Below are 22691 nucleotides of genomic sequence, written 5' to 3'. Positions count from 1 at the left end.
CTACTTGAAGTTTTTCCCTCCTCCATCCCCACTTGATGAAGGAAGGTGGAATTTCGATTTTATTCATTTATCTTCATTCAGTTGGTGTTCGATAGGCTATAGCTCATCCCTATAAATGTCTACTACTGAATAAAGATGAAAAGTCTTTATTTTGAGAGACTGCTAATGAGCGATTGGCGTTCATTCCATGTCATTGGTGGAACGGTTGATTTACGTTCAACCATAGAAATGGCACCATCAACTGGACAAACAATAGAGCATAGATTACAACCTACGCAGTCTTCTTCACGAACTTTTAGTAATGGACGTCCATTTTCTGTATAGAGGTCAATACATTGATGTGACGTATCCTCGCAAGCAATATGACACTTGTTACAATTAATACAAACATCATTATTAATTTCTGCGACAATTTTATAATTTAAGTCTAAATCACCCCAGTTTGAATATCTTGAAACGGAGCGACCTACTAAGTCCATGACGGAAGCTATACCTTTATCATCTAAATAATTGTTCAATCCATCAATCATATCCTCCACAATACTAAAGCCATGGTGCATCGCTGCTGTACAAACTTGAACGCCTGTTGCACCCATTAATATAAATTCTGCGGCATCCTGCCAATTAGAAATTCCGCCAATGCCCGAAATCGGCATATTGACTAATGGATTGCGAGCACATTCTGCTACCATATTAAGTGCAATTGGCTTTACAGCTGGACCACAATAGCCGCCATGTGCTCCTTTACCAGCCACATGAGGAACTGTATTCCAAGTATCTAAATCTACACCTGCTAAACTATTTATCGTGTTTATCATACTTATGGCATCTGCTCCACCTCTAGTAGCCGCTTCTGCCGTAACTGTAATATCCGTAATGTTTGGTGTTAATTTCACAATGACAGGTGTACGTGCCGCTTCCTTTACCCAGTACGTTTGTTTTTCCACCAGTTCAGGGACTTGACCAGAGGCAGAACCCATACCTCGCTCTGCCATCCCATGTGGACAACCAAAGTTAAGCTCAAGACCATCAACCCCCACATCTTCTACACGTTTTACGATTTCATGCCACTTTTCTTGCTTTGGCTCCACCATTAAAGAGGCTATAATCGCGTGATGAGGAAATTTCTTTTTTGTCTCATAAATTTCTTGTAAATTTACTTCTAACGGTCGATCTGTAATTAATTCAATATTATTGAAGCCTGCTACACGCTGACCGTTAAAACTAACAGCCGCAAAACGGGAGGATACATTTAAAATTGGATCCCCCAATGTTTTCCACACGGCACCACCCCATCCAGCTTCAAATGCGCGTTGTACTTGATAACCTGAATTCGTAGGTGGTGCGGATGCCAACCAAAATGGATTCGGCGATTGGATGCCTGCTAAATTAATGCGTAAGTCTGCCATGTAAGCTCCCCCTTTATGCAATCTCACTTGGTTTTCTTAAACGTTCATGAATCTTGTATGCTGCGTCTTTTCCTTGCTGTACAGCAGTCACCACCATCGCTTCTCCCTGTCCATTGCCAAAGACAACGTCTCCACATGCAAACACTTTGTCATTGGACGTTTGCATTGTCGTCTCATCTATATCAACAACGCCATTTGTATGGGCTAAACCAAATGCTTCAATTAATGAAACGAAACGAGTTTGCCCAATGGCTTTAATGACAGCATCCACTTCAATGATAAAATTAGAGCCCTGCACTTCCTCTGGTCTTTGTCGACCATCAGGACCAGGTTCACCAAGCTTCATTTTCACGCATTCAATACCTGTTACCCTGCCATCCTCATTGCCAATAATCTTCTTTGGTGCTGTGAGCCATTTAAATTCCACACCATCCTGCTTCGCAAATTCATATTCAAATTTATAAGCAGTCATTTCTTTTTCCGTTCTTCGATAAAGTATTTGGACATTGTCTGCCCCTAAACGCACCGCACTTGTAGCACCGTCAATCGCTGTATTTCCGGCACCAATAACAGCTACATGTTTCCCTACGATATCATTTGTAAGCGGTCCCATTTTTGTTTTTCTGACAAACTCTATAGCATCGTGGACACCATCTAAATCTTCTCCCTCAATGCCTAGATTTGGAACAGCCCCCATGCCGACAGCTAAAATAACATGGTCATATTCTGCCAAAATTTCATCCGCGGTAATATCGACACCAACCGTCGTATTAGTTTGAATATCCACTCCAAGCTGTTCAATTTGCTCCACTTCCCAATCTACCACGTCATTAGGTAATCGGAACGCTACAATACCATAACTACCTAAGCCACCTGCCTTCGCTTCAGCCTCATAGATGGTTACTTGATAGCCAAAACGACTTAGTTCACGTGCCGCCGATAAACCAGCAGGACCTGCTCCAATAATGGCTACCTTATGACCATTACTTGGTCCCTGTTTAAATAGCTGAGCATTCGTTTCCATTGCCCAATCCGTTGCATAACGCTGTAACTCCCCAATTTTGATTGGCTTTGTTGAAGAATTTAAGACACACGCTCCTTCGCATAGTTCTTCCGTTGGACAAACCCTTGCACAGCTTGCACCAATAGGATTTGCTTCTAATATAGTCGTTGCAGAACCCTTCATATTACCAGATGCGATTTTTTTTATGAAATTTGGGATTTGAATACTTGTTGGACAAGCTTTAATACATGGTGCGTCATAACAATAAAGACAACGATTGGCTTCCTCAATAGCCTCATTCTTTGTCATTTTGTTTTTTAATTCCACAAAATTACGTTTAAGCTGCAAGGTCATCGCATTTTCTTGAATCGGAACCATTCCACATCCCCCTCATGTGTTCTTTTTTCCGTGCACCAATTACGAGACCGATTGTTTTGTTCTCCAGCCAAAACAATCGGTCCTAAACTGAAGGAAGCTAGATCTTCAGGGCTTCCGCAGCTACTGTTTTTAATGGACGTTTAATATATTGTCCGCTACCTAGTACACCAACAAATTCTTTATTTTTAATGACATATTCGCCACGTACTAGCACACTTACAGGCTCGCCAGACACTTCCCATCCCTCATATGGGTTATAGTCAACGTTCATATGGTGTGTTTTAGCCGAAATTTGGCGTTTCGCCTCTGGATCAAAAATAACGATATCTGCATCAGAGCCGATGGCGATTGTTCCCTTTTGCGGGAATAAACCAAATATTTTTGCAGCACTTGTTGAAATTATATCGACAAATTCATGAATCGAAATTCTACCTTTTGCAACGCCTTCAGAGTATAAAATACTGAAGCGATCCTCAATGAAAGGCCCTCCATTTGGAATTTTTGAGAAATCATTTAGGCCTAACTGTTTTTTACCCTTAAAGCTAAAGGAGCATTGGTCAGAGCCAATTGTCTGAAGCTGTTTCGCCTTTAGGGCATTCCATAAATGTTCTTGATGATATTTCGGGCGAAGAGGAGGTGACCAAACATACTTGGCTCCTTCAAAGCCTGGCTGGGCAAGAGCTGATTGATCAAGTGTTAAATAGGGTGGACATGTTTCACCATAGACGTCATAGCCCTTTTCACGAGCAGCAATAATTTCATCCACCGCTTCTTTACATGTTACATGCACTACATATAGCTTTGCTCCAGCAATATGCGCTAATTCGATGGCACGTTTTGTTGCCTCTCCCTCTAATTCGGCCGGACGGGTTAAAGCATGATAAATCGGCTCCTTTTGGCCTGCACGTCTTGCTTCCTCGACAAGTTCATCAATCACAGAGCCATTTTCACAATGGACCATCACCAATGCTCCAAGATCTTTGGCAATTTTAAACGCCTTAAAAAGTGTTCGATCTGAAGCCTGGAATTCTTTAGCATAAGCCATAAAGACTTTGACAGAGGTAATTCCCTCTTGTTCTAAAATTTGAGGTAATTCGGCTTCGGTTTCAGGCGTTAAATCACCAATCATTAAATGGAAACCATAATCAATAGCAGATTTTCCTTTGGCTTTGTCATGCCATTTTTCTACTGCCGCTGACAATTTTTCTTCACCTGCTGTTAAACAAAAATCTAAAATAGTGGTTGTCCCACCAAAAGCCGCCGCAATCGTTCCTGACTTCCAATCATCATCTGTCACTGTATTATTGAATGGCATATCTAAATGCGTATGAGGATCAATCCCCCCTGGCAACACATATTTACCAGTTGCATCAATGATTTCAGCGCCATCCTCACTTAAATTTTGTCCGATTCGCACAATCTTGCCATTATCAATTAAAATATCTGCCTCAAATGCATCCGCAGCAGTTGCTACTCTTCCACCTTTAATAATTTTTTTCACTGTGCCCCTCACCCTTCATCACAAAATTAGAGAATACTTCATGTTTAATGCAATGTATAAGTTTCGCCCATACTAAATTTTGTTTGTAGCGTTAGAACCGTTTCTAGTAAAATATCTGCTCCCTTTGCACAATCCTCAAAGGTTGTTTTCTCTTCCTCACAATGACTCTTCCCTTGAATACTTGGAACAAAAATCATTGCCGATGGAACCATACCCGCCATATACTGGGCATCGTGTCCTGCTCCACTAAACATGCGATGTGCAGTATAACCGAAGCTCTGACAGGCTCTTTCTACCTCATTACAAATAGCTGTATCAAAATACACGGTTTCCCTACCCCATAGCTTTACTGGGTGGATATTACATCCTCCTGCAGTTTCTGGTAGCGCATTAAGAATATCCTCAACTTGTTCCATCACCTCGGGATCTTGATGACGAGAATCAATCGTAAATGTCACCTTATTAGGGATGACTGTGTGAATATTGGGCGAAACATTCAGACGGCCAAATGTAAACACTAATTGCTCATCAATCTTTCCTAATTGCTCATGTAACTCTGTTATGATCGTTGAGGCAACAATCATCGGATCTTTCCGCATTGACATGGGTGTCGTACCAGCATGATTCGATTGCCCTGTAATTGTAATTTCGTAGCAAACCATGCCAAGCACACCCTCTACAACCCCAATTTCACGTTGTTTTGCCTCTAACACTGGCCCTTGCTCAATATGCAATTCGATATAAGCAAGTGCTTCCTTCAGACGATTGGCTTGCTCTCCCTCATACCCACTTGCGTGTAATGCTTCGTGGAAACGAACACCATTTTTATCTGTGGATTGTAGCATCTTTTCTTTGGCAAATTTAGAGGTGATTACCCCCGAACTCATCATTGCTGGGTCAAAACGAGCCCCTTCTTCATTCGTAAAATTGACAATCATGAGCGGAATATCCACTTCTATTTCATTTTCTTTAATCGTTCGAATTGCCTCGATAGCCGTTAAGACGCCTAATACACCATCGAATCTTCCGCCCTTTTCCACCGAATCTAAATGGGAACCCATAACGATTGGTGGCACATCCTTTTTCCCAGCAAGAGTCGCATAAATATTTCCCATATCATCCACATGAATGTCCATACCTAAAGCCTCACAACACTCACAAAAATAGTTTCGTGCTAATACATCCTCATCCGAAAGAGACAAACGTGTGACGCCACCATTTTCAGTAGCCCCAAATTGACTAAATTGTTCAATTAACTCTTGCAATCGTCTACTATTACATTTATACATATGCAAGTCCTCTCTTTCACAGTAGTTATTAAACATTCTAAAATAGATAAAATTTGAGAGATATGGATAGAAAACTAAAAAAATATGTGCAACTGCACATCATATATGGTAAGTTATGTTCATAATTAAGGGGGGGAAATATGGGGACGATTCGTAAAATTGTGGAGGGAGTTCAATTCCCAATGCTCACATTAGTCGCTGGACATAGTGGTACGTATCGAAGAGTTACTGGTATTAATGTTGTTGAAAGCAATGATTTAATCATGTTTTGTAGACCCAATGAATTAGTCGTCACAACAGGTATTAATTTAGATGCAAATGTAGATTCATTAGAACAACTTGTGAAACAAGCCTACGCCAAAAAAGTAGCTGGTTTTATTATTAATACAGGTCCATTCATTCCTGATATTCCAGAAGCCGTCATTTCATTTGCCAATCAATATGATTTCCCTATTTTTCAAATGCCATGGAATTATAGAATTGCCGATCTATTAAAAACGACCTTTCAGTTTATTGCCAACCACCATCAGGAGCTATCCATCGAAGAAAAGGTTCTGTTTAATTTATTATTCCATTACAAACAAAACGCTAACACCATGAAGGATCAATTAGCACAGCTCGGTTTTCCCCAAGGGAGAGAATTAGCCATCATTACTTGCACAACGGTCGGCACTCAAGCATCCATTGATCGATATGAGGTATTGGTGCAGTTCGCTTTTCAAAATCGCTATCAACGCTTCTTAAAATTAAAACATAAAAACTACCTCATCTTTTTAATTGATAAAACACAGATCAACACACCCAATATACCCTTCTCAAAAATCGTTGAAGAAATCTATGAAAAAATTACGGTAAAAAATGGTTGCTTGGATATGATTATTGGAAAAGGTAACTACCACAAAGAGCTAGAAAATGTCCGTAAAAGCTATGATGAATCATTAACGGTCATTCATTTAGCTCAGCTCCACAACAATCGTTTTTTATATAAATATAAAGAAATTGGTGCCTATAAAATTATTATGGCTGTGCAAAATCAATCACTCATGAAATCATTTAGCCAAGATATTCTTGGCCATCTCTACCACTATGATGATGTGCATAACACAGACTATGTACCATTTTTACGCATTTTCCTTGAGGAAAATGGTAGTACAAGTAGGATAAGTGAGCGTCAGTTTATTCATCGTAACACGGTACTTTATAAAATAAAAAAAATTGAAATGCTATTAGATATGGACTTGAGTAATCCCTTTACAAAGACAAATTTATATATTGCCTTTTTAATAGAGGATGTTTTAACACATCAATAATAGGTATTGCAACCTAATTATCTGATTTCTATCAAAAATATTCCTTCTAAAACTCTTAAGGCATACATATAAAGTACAAATGGGGTCGACTTTGCATTTTTGTTGTCCACATCTGACTCAAGACGTATGCATGTTCAGCCATTACCTGTTTAGAAGGAGTGAATGTAGTGACCAATGTAACAAGACCAAATTGGCAAGTCAAAGATGAACAATTTGTTTGGCACTCCATGAAGCCATACAACCCAAAAGCAACGATGATTGTTCAATCTTCTAAGGGCGCATGGATTACTGACACTGAAGGAAAACGCTATTTAGATGCTATGGCGGGCTTATGGTGTGTAAATGTTGGCTATGGTCGAGAGGCAATTGCTAAAGTTGCCTATGATCAATTACTAGAAAATACGTATACACCGTTATCTGTCGGACATATCCCAGCCATTCAATTAAGCGAAAAGATTAGTGAACTTTTAGGAGATGACTATGTCGTCTTTTTCTCGAACAGTGGTTCTGAAGCAAATGAAGCTGCGTTCAAAATCGCTCGACAATATCATCAACAAAAAGGACATGTCAATCGAACAAAGATTATTTCTCGTTATCGCTCTTATCATGGGAGCTCAATGGGTGCCTTAGCGGCAACTGGACAAGCTCAGCGAAAATATAAATATGAGCCATTGGCACCTGGTTTTATCCATGTCACGCCACCAGACTCGTATCGTGCCAATGAAGACCATATTAAAAGTAAAGATCCATGTGCACTGCCATCTGTGCAAGCGATCGACCATGTCATGACCTGGGAAATGTCTGATTCTATTGCTGCTGTCATTATGGAGCCTATCATTACTGGCGGCGGAGTGATCATGCCACATGAGAATTACTTACAAGGGGTTAAAGCAGTTTGTGAAAAACATGGTGCTTTATTAATTGTGGATGAAGTGATTTGTGGCTTTGGGCGTACGGGCAAAGCTTTTGGTTTCCAAAACTACGGCATACAGCCTGATATTGTGACAATGGCTAAAGGCTTAACAAGCGCTTATATGCCACTATCTGCTACTGCTGTTCGACGTGAAATTTATGAGGCTTTTGCAGGGAATGACGATTACGATTTCTTCCGCCATGTTAACACATTTGGTGGCTCGCCAGCCGCTTGTGCCGTGGCATTAAAAAATATTGAAATGTTGGAAGAGGAAAATTTATTTAACTATTCCGCTACGTTAGGCGATACCCTCCTTAAAACTTTACGAGAGCAATTAAAGGAACACCCATATGTTGGGGATATTCGTGGGAAAGGGCTTTTGATCGGTATAGAGCTTGTACAAGACAAAAAGAGCAAAGTCCCACTAGATGTCACACTAGTTAATCAAGTTATTGCGCAATGTAAGGAGCAGGGGCTAATTATTGGCAAGAACGGTGTAACTGTTGCAGGCTACAATAATGTTTTAACGCTATCTCCTCCACTAATCGTCTCCTCTGAGGAGATTGACTTCCTTGTGGAAAAATTCACGCAAGCCTTACATGCTATAAAATTGTAGGAGGACAGTTCAATGGTAACGAATACGGATATTCAAGAATTAGGCCATTTTATTAATGGACAAACTGTTATAGGAAAAAGTGGACATTTTTCTGATGTATACAATCCAAGCATGGGTTCCGTCATTGCGCGGGTTCCCCTAGCAACACAAGAAGAGGTAAAAGAAGCGATCAATGCTGCAAAAAAAGCATTCCCTGCATGGCGCGCATTATCCGTTGGGAAACGAGCAGAAATTATGCTCAAGTTTCGACAATTACTGACAGACAATATGGATGAGCTCATCGATATGATCTGTAAGGAAAGTGGCAAAACCAAAGAAGATGCAAAGGGCGAAATTACACGTGGTTTAGAATCGGTTGATTTAGCCATCAATGCCCCACACTTACTAAAAGGTGAGTATTCCGTTAATGTGGGTGGTCAAATTAATGCTTATTCTACAAAAGCACCATTAGGCGTAGTGGCTGCCATTTCACCATTTAACTTTCCTGTTATGGTCCCACTAGCCATTACAAGCATGGCTGTCGCTGTTGGAAACTGTGTAATTTTAAAGCCGTCCGAGCGTGTCCCTTGTTCTGCGCTATATCTATCAGAGCTATGGACAAAGGCAGGCTTACCAGATGGAGTATGGACGGTCATTAACGGTGATAAAGATGCCGTCAATGAGCTATTATCCAACCCACTAATTGAAGCAGTTTCCTTTGTAGGGTCCACTCCTGTTGCAGAAACTATTTACGCCACGGCTTCTAAACATGGGAAACGTGTGACTGCGCTAGGCGGTGGGAAAAATAATATGGTTGTCATGCCAGACGCTGATTTAGAGCATGTCGCAAATGCCTTTTTAGGAGCAGCCTATGGGGCAGCTTCTCAACGGTGTATGGCGATTTCTACCATTATTCCTGTAAAGGAGGATACGGCGAATAAATTAGTCTCCATCCTAGCTGATAAAATTGCCAAATTAAAAGTGGGACCTTATACAGACCCCGACGTTGATTTCGGTCCAGTTATTACACAGCATTCGAAGGAAACGATTATTGGCTATATTGATCGTAGCCTACAGGAAGGCGCAACCATTGTTTGTGATGGACGACATCCGGAAATTGCCAAGAAATCAAAAGGGTTTTATCTAGGTCCTACTCTCCTCGATCATGTTAAACCAGGTATGGAAATTTATGAGCAGGAGGTTTTTGGGCCAGCCCGCAATATGGTTCGTGTGGATTCATTGGATGAAGCGATTGCTTTAATCAATGCCCATGAACTAGGTAATGGCGTGACAATTTTTACGAATGATGGTGCAGCTGCTCGTAAATTCACCACTGAAATTGAAGTAGGTATGGTTGGCGTGAACGTACCTATCCCCATTCCAGTAGGCTATCATAATTTTGGTGGCTGGAAACGCTCAAGATTTGGTGAGGGACATATGTTTGGACCAGATCAAGTACGCTTCTTTACAAAAACAAAGACCATTTCAGAAAAATGGATCATACAGGATCATGACACTACATCATCCTTTGCCTTCCCAAGCAATCAAGCATAAAGATAACTTGCGTAGTCATCGAATGGACTACGCGAGTTTTCCCCTATTTGAAAAAAACTGATGAACCAAATATGGCCACCAGTTTTTTTCATAAGCTTACATATTGTCTTTCTTCTCCACTTTTTTCACTTCAGTTGTCTTCTTTACTTCAGTGAAATCCGCTTCTTCCCCAGCCTCCATGCCATAGCTAGGATTTCGATCGATACGCGTATAAGTATCTATGTCTTCCTCGTCTTCAAATCGCTTCACCAAAATTGGTAAAGTAATTAAACCAGCGATTCCGACTAGTGCGTAAATCCATCGCGATAAAACCGCTGTTTGCCCGCCAAATAAATAAGCCACTAAATCAAACCTAAAGAATCCAATGAGTCCCCAGTTGATTGCCCCTATAATGACTAACACTAATGCGATTCTATAGAGCACGCTCATGAGTACACCTCCTTTATCATTTTTACTCCTAGCTAATTTTTTTAGCAGAGAGGTGTCATAAGAAGCGATAAAATGATAAAGACTAGTCATTAAAACCGCCATATTGACGGTCTTATTTTTTGCAATAACCACTTTTTTATACAGGTCGAGGTGGCCAGATGGACTAGGTGTAATTAGCCTTTTTTGGCATTGCCCTTTAATTGATGAGATTGTTCATGTTGAAGAAGCCATTCTTTACGCCACATTCCACCACCATATCCAGTCAAAGATCCGTTAGAACCAATAATTCGATGACAAGGAACGACGATACTAATATTATTTTTACCATTGGCACTACCAACTGCTCTCACTGCCTTCTCATTGTGAATAGCCACAGCAATATCTTTATAGGAAGCTGTTTCACCGTAGCCTACGCTAGGTAAAGCATGCCAAACGGCTTGTTGGAAGTCTGTCCCTTTAAAAACATAGGGAAAAGAAAACTCATGTCGTTCCCCAATAAAATATTCATGTATTTGCTTTGCACATTCTAGGAGCACTGCAGGTGTGTCTTGTTGAGGAACATGGATGAGCTCTTCTCGTTCTGCAAAATTAATGCCAGCAATTGCTTCTTCATGTCCTTCGATTTCAATGATGCCAATCGGTGATTGATAATCTAATTTAAACTGTTTCATATAGTGACCTCCATAAGTAAAAGGTGGCATAAGCCTGCCATCCTTGCCAATGTTGCGAATAGTGGGTAATTTCCTCAATCGTAGGTTTTCGTTCTAAACCTAATTGCATTTTTAGAGCATTATGTAGACCCACATCTGCTATTGGAAACGCGGATAGCTCTTGTAAAGATTTCATTAGCACATAATCGGCCGTCCATGCCCCAATGCCCCGAATAGCCATTAAACTTTTTTTCATGTCCTCGTAATCCCTTTTTTGGCGCAGCATTTCCTTTGTCAATTGACCGTTCGCTATACTTTTCGCAATATCAATGATGTACTCTGCCTTTCTTTGCGTAAACTGGAGCTTCCTCAAATCCTCCACTTGAATAGTAGCTATTTTTTCAGCTGTTGGAAATAACCAGTGACTCTCCCCTTCAAAGGTAACGCTGTCTCCAAATTGTTCAACGAAGCGCTTTTTAAGTGTATAGGCAAACGTTAAATTAATTTGCTGTCCAATAATAGCCCACACGAGAGCCTCGAATAGGTCCGGTATTCCTAATAAACGTAATCCTCTATATTTTTCCATCAGTGGCTGTAAAATATTATCCTCGTTAGCCATCTGATAAAAACAAGTCAAATCAGTTTCTAAATCAAACCATTCTGTAAGATAGTGGACAATTCCTTCTCTTTCATTGACTGATGGCTGATTTATCGGAAATTCTACTTTCATTTTATTAGCTTGCTCACTTATTCTACATAAAATTAGCTGATCCTTTATTTTTAGTAATTTAAAGAGAACATTCTCTTTTATTTGATGGAGAATTTCTTGATTGGAGCGCTTTAAAAACATCCAGCATTCTGAAAAACTAAATTCCGTTGGAGTATTGATTTCTAAATAATCAGCGTGATTCATCCAGTTCATAGCCTTCTCCTTCCTATGAAAGATTTCGAAATTCAGTGGGCGAGCAATTTTTCAATCGTCGAAACACTTTATAAAAATTAGATGGACTTTGAAATCCAGCTTCATAGCAAATTTCCAAATTTGTATAGTCTGTATGTTTTAATAGGTGGGCCGCCTTATCAATTCTTATTTTTTCAAGATAGGATCGAGGGGTCTCCGCTGTCACTTGTTTAAATAGTCGCTCAAGATGGAAAGGACTAATACCAACATGCTCTGCCATATCCTGCAAGGTTACCTTTTGCTTATACGCACTAATGATAAAAGCCGTTACCTGTTGAATCAATTGTATATGTGGTGAACATTCAATTTCAGGCTGACATCGTTTACAAGCACGATAGCCCGCTGTCTCGACTTCTTGAATAGATTCATAAAAATCAACATTCATCTTTTTTGGCTTTCTTGATTTACAGGAAGGACGGCAATAAATTTTAGTCGTTTTAACCGCCGTATAAAATAGCCCATCATAGGTTTGATCACAGTCTATAATCTTTTCCCACTTCTCCTCAAAGGATAAATTGATTGCATTGTCCACGAATAGCTCACCTCATTTTCATAGATTACACATATAAAGAAGAAGTATCTTGATCTTTTACTAATTGTGCAGCATGCTCTGTCAAATAGGCAATGATTTTATCCGAAAGTGCATTACCAAAACTTATCCGTCTTACCCCTAATTCTTTTAATGTTTGGCAATTTGTTATGCCTGGTAAAGAAAGTAGATTAATCGGTGCATCCACATTTCTTGTGATAGCTCTTATTTCATCCATAACTGTTAAGCCTGGGATAAAAACACCACTCGCTCCGCTCTCGACATAAGCCATTGCTCTAGTCATCGTTTCTTGATATGGCTGCTCAACTTGAAAATACGTATCTGTTCTAGCATTAATAAAAAAATTTTGAAAACCACGATTATCTAACATAGACCTCATATTTGTAAGTAAATGACAGTGTTCAGTAAGACTTCTTAAGCCTACTTGATGTTTGACTGAATCTTCAATATTAATTCCGGCTACTCCAACATCTGCCGTCCTTAACACATTGTCGATAATGCTTTGTTTATCATGACCATATCCCGCTTCAATATCCGCTGATACTGGGATATTTACTTGCTCTGCGATCGCTTGAATAATTGCCAAATGACGCTGAAAATCAATCAGTTCACCATCTGCATAGCCAAGTGAATTCGCAATCCCCCAACTAGTTGTACCAATCGCCTGAAAACCTGCTTTTTCTAATATGAGTGCTGATAACACATCCCAAGCATTCCCTAAAAATAAAAGCTCCTGCGAGAAATGTAAATCATTGAATTTCTGAATGTTTGACATATTGAAAGCCTCCCTATCTTTTACTAGACCCCATATTATCAGGAAGTTCCCATTTATTTCGTCCTCAATCTTGCTGTTATAGTCTATAATAAGGAGGTTGAATTAACTTAAATTTCTAAAAAGAGAAAACTAAACAAATGTTGTAGCTATTCAATTTAACGGTAGAATGGAGCAATGAATTTTTGATGAAAAACAAAATGATCAGAAAAACGCTGTTATTGATTTGTTTTACCCTCTCTTTGATCATCCTTATACCACCTGTTAGTGCAATGAACCCAACAGATGAGCTAGTAGACCCTCTAATATTAGGCGAACATTATGAAATTTTTCGAGATACATCCAAAAAGGTCCCCATTGAAGATATATTGAACGGCACTTATGACCATCTCTTTGTGGCTAACAATCAACCCTATCCATTCTTTTGGCATACTCAAGATACCATTTGGTTGCGCTTATCTATGGACAAGATATCATTAGATAAAGAGGAACCCTATTGGCTAGAGGTGACAGATAAATTAGATAGCATTGAGTTGTTCTCGGTAAAAGCGGATGGCTCCTATGATGTGCAACGAAGAGGCATTGCTAATCTAGGGGAACAATCTCTTCCATCTCGTTCTAATTTATTTCACATCCAAGACCCTTCTACTCAAGAAATTTTTATTAAGTTAGATGGGGCATTACCACTAAGTATTACCTCCTATTTATATACGGAATTAAGTTTTACAAATAAGATTAGTGAATATAAATTTTTAACTGGCATTTTCTATGGTTTTTTATCAGCTTTATTAATTTATAATTTATTTTTATTTTTTTCATTGAAGGATAAAGCTTACTTTTTCTATGTTTTATATATGTTAAGCTTTATTTTCTATCAAGCAACATTAAATTCATTAGACATAGAGTTATTGGGCAATTGGCTGTCGGAGGAATTTTTTATTAAATCTTTAACAATTAGTGGCAATCTACTGCTTTTATTTATGCTTCTATTTTGTCTTCAGTTTTTGGAGTTAAAAAAATTTCTACCGTCATTCCATAAAATCGGAAAACTACTTTTATGGATTACCATCAGTTCATTAATGGCATCTTTTATTCTTCCTGACGTTGCATTTATCAATAATTTCACAACTACCTTTGCGGTAGTAGTCTTTATCTTTCTATGGCTTTCTGGCATTTTCGTTTTCAAAAAAGGTCAAAAGATGGCTCGATACTATATCATTGGGTGGACAGTTTTGCTAAGCTCCATCATTGTACAAGCGTTGGCCTTTTTAAGTATAATTCCATTCCATCCACGAATTTTTGAGGAAGTACCAGCCATTGGTGCTATTTTTGAATCCATTTTTTTATCTTTAGCATTGGGTGATAAAATCAACATTATTAAAAAAGAACATCAACTCATGCAAGAAACATTAAATGAAACATTAGAATATAAAGTTCAGGAACGGACAAAAGAGCTTGAATCAGCCAAGCTTGAGCTTGAAGCATTAGCAACTACAGACCGTCTCACTCAAATACCAAATCGTGTACGCTTAGATGACGTATTAGAAAAAGAATTTGAGCAAGCTACAGGAAATGGCACACCACTATCGATTATATTGTTAGATATTGATCATTTTAAAGCTGTGAATGATGAATTTGGACATCAAGTGGGTGATCTTGTGTTACGTCATGCAGCAGACCTTTTGAAAAATCATGTACGAGTAGAAGACATCGTGGGTAGATGGGGTGGAGAGGAGTTTTTAGTTATTTGTCCACACACTCGCTTAATGGATGCTGTGCAACTGTCTGAAAATCTACGACAGCAGCTTGAACAACATTCATTTCCCGTTATTCATCAAAAAACGAGTAGCTTTGGTGTGACAAGCTTTGTCACCGGCGATACCATTCATTCCTTATTATCAAGATGTGATAAAGCTTTATATCAGGCAAAGGAACATGGTAGAAACCGTGTGGAATTTTTACAAAACGATATCAATTCAGAGACTAATAAAAAGGCGTCCATCCTATTGTGATACCTCTTTACGAATAAAGATGACTTTGGCTCATACCAAAGTCATCTTTTACTTCATTAGAAGACATTCTATTATTTCTTTTTGAAGCTAAATTAAGTAAGCACCTGTTCCTTCGCAAGCTTTCTTTGCAATGCAATCTCCTTACGTTTTTCTTTCGTCACACGTTGCCAAATAACAACTGTAACGAATCCGATAATAGCTAAACCTAATAAAATACCGAAGAATACTTTATAGCCTGCTGTGCCACCCCAATAATCTAAACAAGCGCCTGCAATAATCGGCATAAAGATTTCCCCGCTATAGCCAATAATCATTAGTGGCATGGATACTGTTCCTGTTGATTCAACCGGATAATCTCCTTCTACTAAAATAGCAAAATGCATCGCCTGCAGAGCATACATAGATGTATAAATAATCCCTATAAATATTAAAAGCATCAGGATAAAGGAAGCTTTGCCTGGTAATAAGATGAGTCCCACTAAGCCTAATGCTAATAATATATAACCGATTAACACCATATTAGATACACCTATCCGGTCACCGATAATGCCCGCACTAAAACTGCCGATTGGTCGACAATACTGAGAGAAGTAGCCTAAAGCAGCAGCAATCAACGTAGATGCACCAAATGCGGCTGTTGCATAAGGTGTGATGTAATAATAGCTAATGATCATCGCATAAGACGTAAAAATAAGAATAGTTGCAAGCCAAGTTGTGGGCATCTTTAACACTTTCCAAAGGACCGCCCAATCAAATGATTTACTACCATCGTTGTCCTCACGACTAACAGTCCCTTGATCAGGGTCTTTATAGAGCATCATAATCATGAATCCTAACAAAAGACAAATGACAGAATAGACCGTAATTACCGCTGAGAGCGCCATTTTATCACTCATATGCTTCGCAAAAAAAGCAAATATCCCTAAAATCACAGCAGATTGAATGATGTTGGTTACGCCGCGGCCACCTTCAAAAAATCCAAAAGCTTTTCCTTGTTCATTTTCAGAACCTAAAGAACGTACTGCTTTTACTAATGCTCCCCAAAACGTCATAATGGACGTAATTCCCCATGCAGCATGGATGAGGAGAAGCACTGGATATGGTGGATACAGTAATAATGTAAAACCTAATAACCCAGTGGCCACTAGAGAAATAGTTAATAAATATTTCGTTTTCCAACGATCTGCACAAAATCCTCCAAAAATATAGGAAATTAAACAACAAACACCATACGCACTACCAAGTGTCCCCATTTGAGTATTCGTCAAATGAAATGCATCGAGAAAGACATCATAATAGTAATTTCTAAAATAAGGTAATGCGTAAATTAATGCACCTGAAACAGCTAAAATAACTAAAGTAGCTGTATTCTTTTTTAACTTAGCTTCCATATGTTTACCCCTTATATGTTATTTACAAGCCATGACGTTTAATTTTTTGATCCCATTCCTTATGGAAGACCTGTTTGTCATTTTCTTTGATCGCCATTTCCCCAACTATTTGGAAGTTTTCTAGAGTAGAAGTTTTAGTAACTGTAATATCAGCATCAATCCACCAACCCTCACGACCTATTTTCATTTTTTGATAGATTGTATACTGAGCTGACAATGGATCAGCATTCGTTAAGGTTAATTCTCGTTTTAAATTATGTTCTACCGTGACATCAATATCATCAAAGCGATAGATCCCTTCGCCAAAAACGCCTCCAACTCCATCTGTAATACATGTCCATGTATCTGTTAAAATATCGTATGAAATAGAACGATCCACTCTTCCTTCTTGGAGCGTTGTTATAGGTGTTAATGGTGCACTTTCAGGATTCATATTTGGTCCAGCTATTTGATGTCCATGGAAGGTTGGCAATGTGAAAGTAGCTGTTTCAAGATTTAATGTCAATGTAGCATCTTCTGGCATCGGCCAAAACATAGGCCAAAACGTCGTTGCTAATGATAAGCGTAAACGGTGGCCTGCTTTAAATTGATGTCCGCAGCAATCTAATTGCACAAAGGCTTTCACTTTTTCACCAGGAGTTAACAGTTCTACATGATCATGACCATTCAAATGTGTTAAGTTCATCACGCCATAGGATACACGAGTAACAGCTCCATTTGGTGCTACGTCTGACAATTGCGCAAATAGCATTGCATGTGGTTTATCACTCATTAATTCTACTTCAAATTTCGGATAACCCACAATCTCTAGTGGATTCTCTAGTATGTCTGTTTCAAAAATCATGGCCATTCCATCATCAACTCGTTGATCTGCTGGACTTTCGCCTAGTACTCCAGCACCCATCCATTCTCCCGATAATAGACCGTGATTTTGTGGTGTTTTTAATTGCACCTGTTCTTGTTGATCACTACGGTCCTCTACCAATTTTCCATGTGTCAGTTGATACGCCTTTGTTTGTACATCTTCCGCTGTTGGCCATGATTCTAGCCCAACCCAATAGCCACGGCTGATTGGTTTCTTAACAGATGGTTCCATGCTTTCTTCAACCCAAACATTCACCATTGGTCCATCCATTACATCATTGTCAATTCCTTTTAACCAATGATCCCACCATTTCACGGCCTCTTGTAAAAAGCCCATTGCTGGACCAGGAACTCCATCATGTGGGTAAACATGTGCCCATGGGCCAATAATGCCTTTTCTAGGAACAGAAAGCCCTTCCATTAAACTTAAGACTGTGTTCGTATAGGAATCTTCCCAACCATCTAGTGCAAAAACAGGGATTTCGATGTCATCATAATTCTCACAAACTGAACCATGCTTCCAGTAGTCATCCCTTGTTTGATGCTCCATCCACTGTGCCATCCACAAAGGCATATTTTCTAAGCGTTCCATCCATTTCTCACGCCAGCTATCGCCAACGATGTGAGGATCAATCGGACGGAGCTGATACGCCAACATAATAGCACCCCACCAGAAGTTATCATTTAATAAACAACCACCCTTATAGTGAATGTCATTGTTATAGCGATCATCCGTGAAGCCTACTGTAATAATCGCCTTTAATGCCTTGGGTCTGCGAGCAGCTACTTGTAGAGAATTAAATCCGCCCCATGATTTCCCCATCATCCCGATATTGCCATCACACCAGCTTTGATTAGCGATCCATTCGATTACTTCAAGCGCATCATCCTGCTCTTGCTTTAAATACTCATCTTTTAATAAGCCATCTGACTCACCAGAACCACGCATATCTACGCGGACAACAGCATAGCCATGTCCCGCAAAATACCCGTGCATAGGTTCATCTCTCGCTCTCGTTCCATCTGTTTTGCGATAAGGAATATACTCCAGAATAGCCGGTACTTTTTGTCCTGCATCCACTGTCGGTAACCAAATCCGACTTGAAAGCTTTGTGCCGTCTGCTAATTCAATCCATGTGTTTTCAATCGTTTCATATGTACACTCAAATTGTGTCACAATTTTTTTATTCATTCAATAAATCCTCCCCTTGTGTTTAAACTCTTTGTTCTTGCATCCACTTCGTCTAATTATTCCGAATCTTGATTATTTAGTAATCATGATTATAAAATAATTGTGATTAGTATATCATCTGAAAATCCAATGTACAACACTGAAAATGCTAAAAGCTAATGCTATAATGGGAGATGGAAATAAAAATTGTTATGCTATAATAAGGTTAAACTAGCTTAAAAATGGTAAATATATGAATTTAACTAATAATTTTACATGACCATTGTACGTCGGGGGGATATTACTTTGAAAAAAAAGGAAATACAAAGGAGTCGTATGTGGAAATACTTTGTAGACGCCACAGCGGAAATTATTGAAGAAGAAGGAGTGGAAAATGTCACGATTAGAAAGGTTGCCGATAAGGCTGGTTATAACAGTGCAACCATTTACAATTATTTTTCAGAAATCTCTCATCTCCTCTTTTTTGCCTCGATGAGATGTATGCAAGACTATACGAACGAAGTTGCTCGTTACATAGAAAGAGGCAAAGATCCAATTGATAAATATTTACTAGCTTGGGAATGTTTTTGCCAATACTCCTTCAAACAGCCACAGATTTTTCATGCCGTCTTTATTATGGATTTAGGGGAAACACCAGAAAAACTATTGGAAAATTATTATAACTTTTACCCCAATGATTTAATTAATATTCCTGAAGATTTAAAGACTATACTGTTTCAGCACAGTCTGACAAAACGGGGGCGTTCTATGTTAGAGATCGCTTTAAAAGAAGGCTATTTAACCGAGGGTAATGTGGATGCCATTAATGAAATCACACTCTTAATTTGGCAAGGTATGTTTACTAACCTTTTAAATAATCGAAAAAGCTATGATGCCCACCAAGCAACGGAAATCGTTATGAGCTATATTACTAAAATTGTTCGAAACGCCAATCTTTTTGATGAGGAACATAACAACAAACAGTCATGACCATCATCATAAATGTATAGGCAACCTCTTAAAAACCCCTTCTAGCTCATGCTAAAAGGGGTAATTTCTATTTTTGCCAATGATTCAGTTCTTTTAATAATTCGGGTAGCTGCAATTTCTTTACATCGATTGGCGGTAGAGCTTTAATAAATTCTTTCCCATAGGATTTGCTAGTTATTCGACGGTCCAGGACGATAAATGCCCCTTTATCCTGAGAGGAACGAATTAAGCGACCAAAGCCTTGCTTAAAGCGCATAATAGCCTCAGGCAATGACAACTCTGTGAAGGAATTGCGTCCTTGCGCTGTAAGATGCTTAGCTCTTGCCTTAAAGACAGGCTCTTCTGGCGAAGAGAATGGCAGCCGTACAACGATAACAGAGGCAAGAGCATCTCCAGGAACATCGACACCCTCCCAGAAACTGTTTGTTCCAAAAAGAACAGCATGGCTAAATTTTTGAAATGATTTCAGAATACGCATACGGCTACCACCTGTAACACCTTGCGCAAAAAGCATATAATCATCTAAAAGTTCACTATCTTGAATGAGCTCGACTGTTTTCCTCAACATATCCTGAGCTGTGAAGAGCACAAAGCAACGACCTTCCGTCATTCTAACAGTCCTCGTAATCGCATGAGCAACTGCCTCAATGTACTCTTCTTGGCTGACATGCTGAATGTCTGGCATATCCGTGACAATAAATGCTTTTGCACCAGCGTAATAGGCTGGCGGTGCCTGTAGTTTTATCACTTCAACGCTATCAGAAACTCCTAATTGTCGTGTAACAAAACGCTCATTGCCTGGTACCGTTAATGTACCTGATGTCCATACAATGCTCGCTTGCTTGCGAAGAGGTGCTAGCACTTGTTCAATAATCGGTGTTACATTGGCTGGCTTCTTAAAAACATGTAAACTGCCAGGAACACTTCGAACATCGAATTCTAGCCAGACCGAACTTCCATCGTGCGATGACAGGAAAATCTCTTCCCACTCCACAATTTTAATTTTCACTTCTCGAATCCAATAATGCCATTCAGATAAAACATACATATCATTTTTATCTAATTGCTCAATATTATTTTCAAATCCTTGAGCTGCTTCAGACGCAAGATCAAGCCATTGCTGCGTTAATTTGCTTACTTGTGAAAATGACTCTTTGGCAAGCGTTACATCCTCTATAAATAAGGTACACTTACTACTAGCTCGCTTGCCTTTCATATGGTGTTGCATGCTTTGAACAGCTCGTTGAATGGTCTCATCAAATGCACGCTGTAACCGTATAAATTGAGCATCCAGTCGCTGTAAACTTTGCATGGATACGCGTTGTTTCTTCTTCGCCGCTTCACAAAAAAGTTGATAAAGTGCTGTGTCTTCCATTGTGCCAATTTGACCAAAAATATATTTCCATTGCGTATAGGAGAAGACAATTTCATCCTGTTGCATCGCAGCCTGAATAAATTGATGTGCCTCATCAATTATCCAGCCATCTATTTGTGTAAATATCGGCGTTTGACGAACTAAATCACTTAAAACCATAGCATGATTTGTCACTATACAGTCAGCAAATGTACTGTTCTTTAAAGCTTGTTCATAGAAATCAAAGCCTTTAGATGGTTGGTCATTTGGTATTTTGCGGATTTTCTCTAAAAACAGTTGTCCCCCACCTGAAACATTCAGCTCACTTAACACACCCGTCTCTGTTTTCGTCAGCCAAACGAGAATCTGTAAAATAGAAAAAGTATCATCATAGGATTCGTCAGCATATGCCATACATTGTTCAAAACGATCTAGATCAATATAATGCTGCATCCCCTTGAGTACACAAATGTTTACCTTTGTCCCCAAGATTTTTTCTATCTTTGGTAACTCCTCCTCTACAAGCTGTTCTTGCAGATAGGATGTATAGGTACTGATTGCTATTTTTTTATGGACAGTACGAGCATATACGATGGCTGGCAGTAAATAACCAGCCGTTTTGCCAATACCCGTAGAAGCTTCAATTACACATTCCTTTTGTTCATGTAGTGCTTGCCAAATCGTATCCATCATTTTGAATTGTGCTGGACGTTCCTCAAAATTGGGGAGGGCTTTCGTCATTAATGCCGTTTTATCAGCCACTGTTTGCGGATAATCAATCGTCTCTGATGCATGATCATGTTTATTACGACCATTACAAATTGCAAAATTCCGGTAATAATGCACATTCTCATAGCTTGTTTTATGTTGACGTTTTATTTGCAAAGCCTCGAAAAAAAGCTGAGAAATATTCGATTTTAAGCGAAACGAACGCTTATGCATTTGTTCTAATGTTAGTTGAGGAAGATTTAAAAGCTCTTTCCAACAACATTTGAACAGCTCTGCCGTAGCACGAGCATCGTCGTCCGCTCGATGTGCATTGGCCAACTCTATATTTAAATCCGCCGCCAAATCTCCTAGCTTAAAGCCAAGTGACATCGGAAACAAAATTTTTGCCAGCTCTACAGTATCCATTTTTTTACCTTGCCACTTTGGAAGGCCTGCCCGTTTAAACTCCGCCTGTAAAAATGATAAGTCAAAATCGGCATTATGGGCTACAAACACACAATCAGCCAGTAGCTCATATATGTAATCCGCATGTTCCTCAAAAGGGTATGAATCCTTAACATCCTCATTCGTTATATGCGTTAAATCTTGAATGAAAGATGGAATGGCTTTTCCCGGGTTAATAAATTTCGTATAAGTACGCTCAATTTCCCAATCCTTCATAATAACAATGGCAATTTGAATCATCCGGTCCCCATTTGCTGGTGAATGACCCGTTGTCTCCAAATCCACAATGGCATATTTTTGACTTTCCATCATACATCTCAACTCACAGTTCACATTAGATAAGAAGAATTTTATCATAAATTTGGTTCAGCGGCATCCTTTCTCCCCTGTATGCCGTCTAATATTCAAACCCTTTTGCTCCG

General features: G+C 39.2%; 17 protein-coding genes. 5 read left to right on the top strand and 12 right to left on the bottom strand.

Going from position 1 to position 22691, the window contains the following annotated elements:
• Positions 1 to 146: 146 nt before the first annotated feature.
• The 4 genes from preA to MKY88_RS07420 form a co-directional block, all read right to left on the bottom strand.
• On the bottom strand, positions 147 to 1409 hold the full coding sequence (gene preA / locus MKY88_RS07435; RefSeq protein ID WP_340813289.1) for an NAD-dependent dihydropyrimidine dehydrogenase subunit PreA: 1263 nt from the start codon (positions 1407 to 1409) through the stop codon (positions 147 to 149).
• Between the two features lie 13 nt (positions 1410 to 1422).
• Positions 1423 to 2790, bottom strand: a complete 1368-nt coding sequence (locus MKY88_RS07430; protein ID WP_340813288.1) for an NAD(P)-dependent oxidoreductase — start codon at positions 2788 to 2790, stop codon at positions 1423 to 1425.
• Between the two features lie 97 nt (positions 2791 to 2887).
• Complete coding sequence (hydA, locus tag MKY88_RS07425) at positions 2888 to 4291, bottom strand: dihydropyrimidinase (protein ID WP_340813287.1); 1404 nt, start codon at positions 4289 to 4291, stop codon at positions 2888 to 2890.
• Positions 4292 to 4335: 44 nt separating this feature from the next.
• The gene (locus MKY88_RS07420; RefSeq protein WP_340813286.1) at positions 4336 to 5580 is read right to left on the bottom strand and encodes a Zn-dependent hydrolase; all 1245 of its coding nucleotides are present in this window, start codon (positions 5578 to 5580) and stop codon (positions 4336 to 4338) included.
• Between the two features lie 140 nt (positions 5581 to 5720).
• Between MKY88_RS07420 and MKY88_RS07415 the strand changes: the two genes are divergently transcribed.
• The 3 genes from MKY88_RS07415 (at position 5721) to MKY88_RS07405 (ending at position 9952) form a co-directional block, all read left to right on the top strand.
• Complete coding sequence (locus MKY88_RS07415) at positions 5721 to 6890, top strand: PucR family transcriptional regulator (protein ID WP_069480702.1); 1170 nt, start codon at positions 5721 to 5723, stop codon at positions 6888 to 6890.
• A 167-nt stretch (positions 6891 to 7057) separates the two neighbouring features.
• Positions 7058 to 8419: an aspartate aminotransferase family protein gene (locus MKY88_RS07410; RefSeq protein WP_340813285.1), complete on the top strand. Its 1362-nt coding sequence runs from the start codon at positions 7058 to 7060 to the stop codon at positions 8417 to 8419.
• A 12-nt stretch (positions 8420 to 8431) separates the two neighbouring features.
• The gene (locus tag MKY88_RS07405; RefSeq protein WP_340813284.1) at positions 8432 to 9952 is read left to right on the top strand and encodes a CoA-acylating methylmalonate-semialdehyde dehydrogenase; all 1521 of its coding nucleotides are present in this window, start codon (positions 8432 to 8434) and stop codon (positions 9950 to 9952) included.
• 96 nt (positions 9953 to 10048) lie between these two features.
• Here MKY88_RS07405 and MKY88_RS07400 read toward each other — a convergent pair whose 3' ends face one another.
• From MKY88_RS07400 to MKY88_RS07380, 5 genes are all read right to left on the bottom strand, one after another.
• A complete protein-coding gene (locus MKY88_RS07400) occupies positions 10049 to 10381 on the bottom strand; it encodes a DUF378 domain-containing protein (protein WP_036124637.1) in 333 nt (110 codons plus the stop codon).
• A 173-nt stretch (positions 10382 to 10554) separates the two neighbouring features.
• The gene (locus tag MKY88_RS07395; protein ID WP_036226961.1) at positions 10555 to 11052 is read right to left on the bottom strand and encodes a methylated-DNA--[protein]-cysteine S-methyltransferase; all 498 of its coding nucleotides are present in this window, start codon (positions 11050 to 11052) and stop codon (positions 10555 to 10557) included.
• Positions 11039 to 11953 carry a DNA-3-methyladenine glycosylase family protein gene (locus tag MKY88_RS07390; RefSeq protein WP_340813281.1) on the bottom strand — a complete coding sequence of 305 codons (915 nt, stop codon included), beginning with the start codon at positions 11951 to 11953 and terminating at the stop codon, positions 11039 to 11041. The genes MKY88_RS07395 and MKY88_RS07390 overlap by 14 nt, the downstream gene beginning before the upstream one ends.
• Positions 11954 to 11966: 13 nt before the next feature.
• A complete protein-coding gene (locus tag MKY88_RS07385; RefSeq protein ID WP_340813280.1) occupies positions 11967 to 12524 on the bottom strand; it encodes a bifunctional transcriptional activator/DNA repair enzyme AdaA in 558 nt (185 codons plus the stop codon).
• A 25-nt stretch (positions 12525 to 12549) separates the two neighbouring features.
• Positions 12550 to 13317: an isocitrate lyase/PEP mutase family protein gene (locus tag MKY88_RS07380; RefSeq protein WP_069480696.1), complete on the bottom strand. Its 768-nt coding sequence runs from the start codon at positions 13315 to 13317 to the stop codon at positions 12550 to 12552.
• 185 nt (positions 13318 to 13502) lie between these two features.
• On the opposite strand from MKY88_RS07380, the gene MKY88_RS07375 reads away from it, so the two are divergent.
• On the top strand, positions 13503 to 15326 hold the full coding sequence (locus MKY88_RS07375) for a sensor domain-containing diguanylate cyclase (protein WP_340814806.1): 1824 nt from the start codon (positions 13503 to 13505) through the stop codon (positions 15324 to 15326).
• Positions 15327 to 15418: 92 nt separating this feature from the next.
• Here the strand turns inward: MKY88_RS07375 and MKY88_RS07370 are convergent, their stop codons facing one another.
• Positions 15419 to 16717 (bottom strand): MFS transporter, encoded by a 1299-nt coding sequence (locus MKY88_RS07370; RefSeq protein ID WP_258268174.1) that lies wholly within the window; start codon positions 16715 to 16717, stop codon positions 15419 to 15421.
• A 22-nt stretch (positions 16718 to 16739) separates the two neighbouring features.
• Positions 16740 to 18773 (bottom strand): CocE/NonD family hydrolase, encoded by a 2034-nt coding sequence (locus MKY88_RS07365; protein ID WP_340813278.1) that lies wholly within the window; start codon positions 18771 to 18773, stop codon positions 16740 to 16742.
• Positions 18774 to 19028: 255 nt separating this feature from the next.
• On the opposite strand from MKY88_RS07365, the gene MKY88_RS07360 reads away from it, so the two are divergent.
• Positions 19029 to 19742: a TetR/AcrR family transcriptional regulator gene (locus MKY88_RS07360; RefSeq protein ID WP_193831385.1), complete on the top strand. Its 714-nt coding sequence runs from the start codon at positions 19029 to 19031 to the stop codon at positions 19740 to 19742.
• Positions 19743 to 19809: 67 nt separating this feature from the next.
• On the opposite strand, the gene dinG is transcribed toward MKY88_RS07360, so the two are convergent.
• Positions 19810 to 22581 (bottom strand): ATP-dependent DNA helicase DinG, encoded by a 2772-nt coding sequence (gene dinG, locus MKY88_RS07355; protein ID WP_340813275.1) that lies wholly within the window; start codon positions 22579 to 22581, stop codon positions 19810 to 19812.
• Between the last annotated feature and the right edge of the window lie 110 nt (positions 22582 to 22691).

This window comes from Lysinibacillus sp. FSL R7-0073, assembly GCF_038009065.1.
In the GTDB taxonomy this organism is placed as follows: Bacteria; Bacillota; Bacilli; order Bacillales_A; family Planococcaceae; genus Lysinibacillus; species Lysinibacillus fusiformis.
The sequence above is the reverse complement of the archived record's forward strand: the minus strand, read 5'-3'. Positions and strand labels throughout refer to the sequence as shown.